Source organism: Hominilimicola sp. (assembly GCF_046972485.1).
Taxonomy (GTDB): Bacteria; Bacillota; Clostridia; order UBA1381; family UBA1381; genus Hominilimicola; species Hominilimicola fabiformis.
In genome coordinates this window covers 1-6,025 of record NZ_JBKVWU010000125.1, presented here as the reverse complement: position 1 = coordinate 6,025, position 6,025 = coordinate 1, and the positions used below count along the sequence as shown (strand labels likewise).

8 protein-coding genes are annotated in these 6,025 nt (G+C 40.5%); all 8 read left to right on the top strand.

The genetic code is table 11. From position 1 onward, the window contains the following. The coding region (locus tag ACLTU0_RS10160; protein WP_412322323.1) for an endoribonuclease YicC domain-containing protein at positions 1-390 on the top strand (390 nt) is incomplete at its 5' end. An 11-nt stretch (positions 391-401) separates the two neighbouring features. Further along, positions 402-668, top strand: coding sequence for a DUF370 domain-containing protein (locus tag ACLTU0_RS10155; protein WP_022230795.1), 267 nt, complete (start codon positions 402-404; stop codon positions 666-668). After that, on the top strand, positions 661-1,263 hold the full coding sequence (gmk, locus tag ACLTU0_RS10150) for a guanylate kinase (protein WP_412322321.1): 603 nt from the start codon (positions 661-663) through the stop codon (positions 1,261-1,263). Before ACLTU0_RS10155 ends, gmk begins: the two co-directional genes overlap by 8 nt. Before the next feature lie 19 nt (positions 1,264-1,282). Further along, positions 1,283-1,606, top strand: a complete 324-nt coding sequence (gene rpoZ, locus ACLTU0_RS10145; RefSeq protein WP_412322319.1) for a DNA-directed RNA polymerase subunit omega — start codon at positions 1,283-1,285, stop codon at positions 1,604-1,606. A gap of 2 nt (positions 1,607-1,608) precedes the next feature. Next, positions 1,609-4,044 (top strand): primosomal protein N', encoded by a 2,436-nt coding sequence (priA, locus tag ACLTU0_RS10140; RefSeq protein WP_412322318.1) that lies wholly within the window; start codon positions 1,609-1,611, stop codon positions 4,042-4,044. A gap of 14 nt (positions 4,045-4,058) precedes the next feature. After that, positions 4,059-4,508, top strand: coding sequence for a peptide deformylase (gene def, locus ACLTU0_RS10135; protein ID WP_022230799.1), 450 nt, complete (start codon positions 4,059-4,061; stop codon positions 4,506-4,508). A gap of 13 nt (positions 4,509-4,521) precedes the next feature. Then, the gene (gene fmt / locus ACLTU0_RS10130) at positions 4,522-5,463 is read left to right on the top strand and encodes a methionyl-tRNA formyltransferase (RefSeq protein WP_337868938.1); all 942 of its coding nucleotides are present in this window, start codon (positions 4,522-4,524) and stop codon (positions 5,461-5,463) included. Positions 5,464-5,465: 2 nt separating this feature from the next. Beyond that, a partial coding sequence (locus tag ACLTU0_RS10125) for a zinc metallopeptidase (protein WP_412322317.1) occupies positions 5,466-6,025 on the top strand: 560 nt, incomplete at its 3' end.

Here is a 6,025-nt window from a genome sequence, read left to right as displayed (position 1 = left end):
GACTATATGCGTACACTTGTCAAGGAAGTAGACGAGCGTTCACCGCAGACTGTTAAGGAATACAGTGACAAACTTTACGAAAAGATTAAAGAAGTTCTTGACGGTAAAGAAATAGACGAAGCAAGAATACTTACCGAAGTTGCAATTTATGCCGATAAAGTGGCAGTAAATGAGGAAACGGTAAGACTTGGCAGTCACTTTGAAGAATTTGACACTATAATAAACAGCGGTTCGCCGGCAGGCAGAAAGCTTGATTTCTTAATTCAGGAAATTAACCGTGAAGTAAATACAATCGGTTCAAAGGCAAGTGATATTGAAATCGCCAAAACCGTTGTAACGCTAAAGGGTGAAATTGAAAAATTAAGAGAGCAAATTCAAAATATTGAATAACAGGTGATATAATGAAACTTATAAATATAGGCTTTGGAAATATGGTTAATGCCGAACGTGTTGTGGCAGTTGTAAGTCCAGAGTCCGCGCCGATTAAACGTATAATTCGTGAGGCGGAGGATAAGGGTAATCTTATAAACGCAACATACGGCAGAAGAACAAGAGCCGTTATAGTAACCGATTCCGACCATATTGTTCTGTCGGCTTTGCAGACGGAAACGGTATCAGGCAGACTTAGCGGTGATACAGGAGAGGAGAGCGTTAAAGGCGATGAGTAGAGGTGTACTTTTTGTAATGTCCGGACCGTCGGGAACGGGCAAAGGAACGATTTGTAATGAACTTCTTGCAAATGAAAATAACGACGTATTTTTGTCCGTATCGTCAACAACGAGAGAAAAACGCAAAGGTGAAACCGACGGCGTGACATATAATTATACAACGGTGGAAAACTTTAAGAAGATGATAGACAACGGAGAAATGCTTGAATATGCTATGTACAGCGGCAATTATTACGGTACTCCGAAAAAGACTGTTGAAGATATGCTTGAGAGCGGGAAAAACGTTTTGCTTGAAATCGAGCCGCAAGGCGCACTTAAAGTTAAGAAACTTTTTGAAGAGGCAGTACTTATGTTTATAGCACCGCCGTCAATGAAAGTTTTAAAACAGCGACTTGAGGACAGAGGCCGTGAAACGGCAGAACAAATAGAAGAACGACTTGAGGCGGCAAAATGGGAATTATCTCAGTCGACGAAGTATGACTGTATATTCGTAAACGACGAACTTGGCGAGTGTGTTCGTGAAGTCGAAGAAACAATGCGTGATAAGGTTCAAAAGCGTAACCTTGTTGATAAATTATTAGCTGAAAATTATTGATTACTGGAGGAATATTATTATGATGATTAAACCTGGAATTTCGGAACTTTCAAAGTGTGTGGACAGCCGTTATACACTTGTTACAATGGCGGCAAAGCGTGCAAGAATGATTGGTGAAGAACGTATGCACGATATGGACGCATACGGCGATGAAAAACCTGTATCAGTTGCGGCAGAGGAAATCGTAGAGGGAAAAGTAGGCTATGTTCGTTCAGAGGCTATCAAGCGTGCAAAGGCTTGGGAGGACGAAAAGGTTGCGGCTATTCTTTCTCTAAACAGTAATGATGACGTACAGCCGGAAGAAATTGAAGTTGTAGAAGACGATACAGAAGATAACGAATAATAATGATAGCAAAAATTATTGTGGATAATAAGTCAAAGCAAGTTGATAAACCTTTTGATTATCTTGTCCCGAAAGAACTTGAAGACAAAATTAAAATAGGCAGCAGAGTGCTTGTTCCGTTTTCTTCCGGTAACAGAGAAATTGAGGGATTTTGTGTCGGCACTGCGGATACAAGTGACAGTAAACGTCTTAAATCCATAATAAGAACGGCAAATGATTCGATAGGCTTTGACGAAGATATGCTTGAACTTATCGAGTGGATGCATAAAAAATATCTTGCGTCATACCTTGATATAATTCATACGATTGTTCCTTCAGGTACGGCACTTAAAACGAAAGAATGGATTATTCTTGAAAATAAAAGTGAGGAAAAGTCAGAGATACGCCGACGTATTACGGAAATACTTACCGATAACGGCGGCAGTATGGAATTTAAAGGACTTAAAGAAATGTGCGGAGTTGATATACAAAATCAAGTCCGTGCAATGATTAAAGATGGTACTTTAAAAAAGGAATACAGGCAATCGGTTGACATTAAGGATAAAAAAATTAAATGTGTAAAGCTTATATGTGACAGAGAAACGGCACTTGAAAGTGCCGAAATTTTACGCAGAAAAGCACCTGTTCAAGCAAAAATGCTTGAAGTGCTAAGCGAAAACGAGTATGTTTCTCTTGCCGATTTGCAGAAATTTACAAACGGCTCACACAGTACCGTAAAAGCACTTGAAAAGAAAAATCTTGTCAATGTGTTTGATATGACGGTTGAACGTGATCCGTATTGGAACAGAGTTTTTGAGAAAACAGAAAAGATGGTTCCGACACCGGAACAGGAATACGCGATAGATGAAATCACAAATTCCGTAAAATCGGGTGACGGAGGGATATATCTTCTGCACGGTGTGACAGGCAGCGGTAAAACCGAAGTTTTTATGCAGACGATTGAAAATGTGATAAATATGGGTAAAAGTGCGATTATGCTTGTACCCGAAATATCGCTTACACCGCAGATGGTTTCAAGATTTATGTCGCGATTCGGCGGCAGAGTTGCTATTTTTCACAGCGGTTTGTCCGCCGGTGAAAGATATGACCAATGGAAGAAAATTCGTGACGGTGAGGCTGATATTGTAATCGGTGCAAGAAGTGCGATTTTTACACCGCTTAAAAATATCGGCGTTATAATAATGGATGAGGAACATTCCGATACTTATAAGTCGGATATGTCACCGAGATACCACGCACGCGAAACGGCAATATTCAGAGCAAGTCAGTTTGGTGCGGCGGTTGTCTTGGCGTCGGCAACGCCGTCTGTTGAAAGCTATTACAAAGCACAGACAGGCGAATATAAGTTGCTTGAAATGAATACAAGATACAATAAAAATAAAATGCCCGAAATATCGGTTATTGATATGCGCAGCGAGTTGGAAAAGGGCAATAAAAGTATGCTTTCGGGTAAATTGTATAACGAAATCGAAGAAAATTTAAAACGCGGTGAACAGACAATTTTGTTTCTTAACAGGCGTGGATTTTCTACATTTGTTTCGTGTCGCAGTTGCGGATATGTACCGCATTGTCCGAATTGCAACATATCGCTTACATATCATAAATTTGAGGATAAATTAAAGTGCCACTACTGCGGATATGAACGACCGAATTATAAGCTTTGTCCGAAATGCGGAAGTAATTATATACGTTATTTCGGCGGCGGTACGCAAAAGGTGGAGGACGAATTAAAGCGTCTGTTCCCAAATGCGACAACTGTCAGAATGGATATGGATACAACGGGTAAAAAGCAGTCGCACGAGAAGATTTTACAGAAGTTTGAAAAAGATAAAATCGATATTCTTATCGGTACGCAAATGGTGGCAAAAGGACTTGATTTTGAAAATGTAACGCTTGTCGGAGTTATAACGGCAGATACAATGCTCAATATTAACGATTACCGAAGCGGTGAGAGAACTTTTGCAATGCTTGAACAGGTTTCGGGACGTGCCGGCAGAGGAAGTAAAGAGGGCAGAGCCGTTATTCAGACGTATACGCCCGAACATGAGGCGGTGAGCCTTGTAAAAAGTCACAATTACAGAATTTTTTACGATAAGGAAATTGCAAAACGAAAGCTTATGTGGTATCCGCCGTTTTGTAAAATAGTGAGTGTGCATTTTCAAGGCAATGTTGAAAATATTGTTGCGAAAACGGCAAAATATTTTTTAAACACTGCCGAAAAAACACAGAATATATCACAGAAAATACAGGTTTTAGGACCCGTGCCGTCATATATTTCAAAAATAAAAAACAAATACAGATGGCAGATTATTTTTAAATGCGAAGATGACGATAACTTGGGTGAGATACTTTCACAAGCTGAAATGACATGCAGAAAAAACAAGGAATTTTCGGATGTGGCGATAATAATAGACAAATCACCCGGTATGATAAATTAGAGAGGGGAAACATAATGGCAATCAGAGAAATAAGGGAAAAAGGCGATGAAATCCTTTATAAGAAATGCAAAGCTGTAGTGAAGTTTGACGAAAAACTTCATATACTTCTTGACGATATGTATGAAACAATGCAAAGCCGTGACGGTGTCGGACTTGCAGCTCCGCAAGTGGGGATATTGAAACGTGCGGTTGTCATAGATGTCGGTGACGGTAAAATTGAACTTATAAACCCTGAAATAGTAGAAGAAAGCGGAGAACAGACCGGCAGCGAAGGCTGTCTTAGCGTACCCGGAGTGTTCGGCGAGGTTACAAGACCGAATGTCGTAACCGTAAAAGCACAGGACAGGGACGGCAAGTGGTTTAAAATCACAGGTAAGGAACTCTTGGCAAGAGCTTTTTGTCACGAAATTGAACACCTTGACGGTAAATTGTTCTTGGACAGAGTAATTAGATTTATTGACTAACGGAGATGGTTGAATGAGAATTTTATTTATGGGTACACCCGATTTTGCGGCGGCAAGCCTTAAAGCTATGACAGACGCAGGTCTTGATGTTGTGGGTGTTGTATCTCAGCCGGACAGACCGAAAGGCAGAGGACATAAACTTGTACCGACTGATGTTAAGGCGGCGGCACTTGAGGCCGGTATAGAAAATATATATCAGCCAGAAAAACTGAGAAACGGTGAACTTCAGCCTGTTCTTGACAAACTGAAACCGGAGCTTATTGTCGTTGTCGCATACGGTAAAATTTTGCCTGATTATATAATAGATTATCCGAAATACGGCTGTGTTAATGTACACGCGTCACTTTTGCCGAAGTACAGAGGTGCGGGACCTATTCAGTGGGCGATTATAAACGGCGAAAAGGTTACCGGCGTTACAACGATGAAAATGGACAGCGGACTTGACACGGGTGATATGCTTTTGAAAGCCGAAACCGAAATCGGCGAATATGAAACGGCAGAGGAACTTTTCGAACGTTTAGCCGTAATAGGTGGCGACTTGCTTTTAAAAACAATAGACGGACTTGAAAAAGGCAGTATAACACCTACTCCGCAAAATGATAAGGAGCATACATATGCGCCTATGATTTCAAGAGAAACGGGAGTTATAGATTGGAGCAAATCGGCTCGTGAAATTTCAAAACTGATATGTGGTATGAATTCGTGGCCGCTTGCTTGCACAAAATATAAAGACGGAATTTTAAAAATTGTTTCCGCAAGAGTTTGTGATGAAAATTCAGATAAAGAGGCGGGAGAAATACTTGCACTTGAAAAGGGAAAAGGACTTAAAATTTCTTGCGGTGAGGGAACATTGTACATTGTAACGGCACAGTTTCCAAACAGTAAAAAAATGAATGTTGAAGATTATGCAAGAGGACATGAAATTGAATTAGGAGTTGTACTCGGAAAGGAGTAATTATGTTCAGCTATTATTTTGACCCAACGTATGTACTTGTAATAATTGCATTTTTACTTACATTGTTTGCGTCAATGGGAGTTAAATCGACTTTCAGTAAATACAATGATGTAAGAAGTTCAAGAGGAATTACCGCGGCAAGTGCGGCAAGACAAATTCTTGATGCAAACGGACTTCAGAATATAAGAGTTGAACACGTTTCGGGCGACCTTACAGACCACTACAGCCCGAATGAAAACGTCATAAGACTGTCGGATTCAACATATAATTCTACATCGGTAGCCGCAATAGGTGTTGCGGCACATGAATGCGGTCACGCGGTTCAGCATCAAGTAGGATACGTTCCGATAAAAATTCGTAACGGAATTGTGCCGATAGTAAATGTCTGCAACACGCTTTCAATGCCGATTTTCATAATCGGACTTATACTCGGACTTGGCAGACTGGCAATGGTCGGTGCGATACTTTTCGGTGCGGTGCTTGTATTTCAGCTTGTAACATTGCCGACTGAAATCAATGCGTCAAGACGTGCAATGAAAACTCTTGAAAGTATGTACTTACT

Coding starts and splice junctions, on each gene's coding strand:
- priA (WP_412322318.1), top strand. CDS start 1,609: ATGATAGCAAAAATTATTGTGGATAATAAGTCAAAGCAAGTTGATAAA.
- def (WP_022230799.1), top strand. CDS start 4,059: ATGGCAATCAGAGAAATAAGGGAAAAAGGCGATGAAATCCTTTATAAG.
- gmk (WP_412322321.1), top strand. CDS start 661: ATGAGTAGAGGTGTACTTTTTGTAATGTCCGGACCGTCGGGAACGGGC.
- rpoZ (WP_412322319.1), top strand. CDS start 1,283: ATGATGATTAAACCTGGAATTTCGGAACTTTCAAAGTGTGTGGACAGC.
- fmt (WP_337868938.1), top strand. CDS start 4,522: ATGAGAATTTTATTTATGGGTACACCCGATTTTGCGGCGGCAAGCCTT.
- ACLTU0_RS10155 (WP_022230795.1), top strand. CDS start 402: ATGAAACTTATAAATATAGGCTTTGGAAATATGGTTAATGCCGAACGT.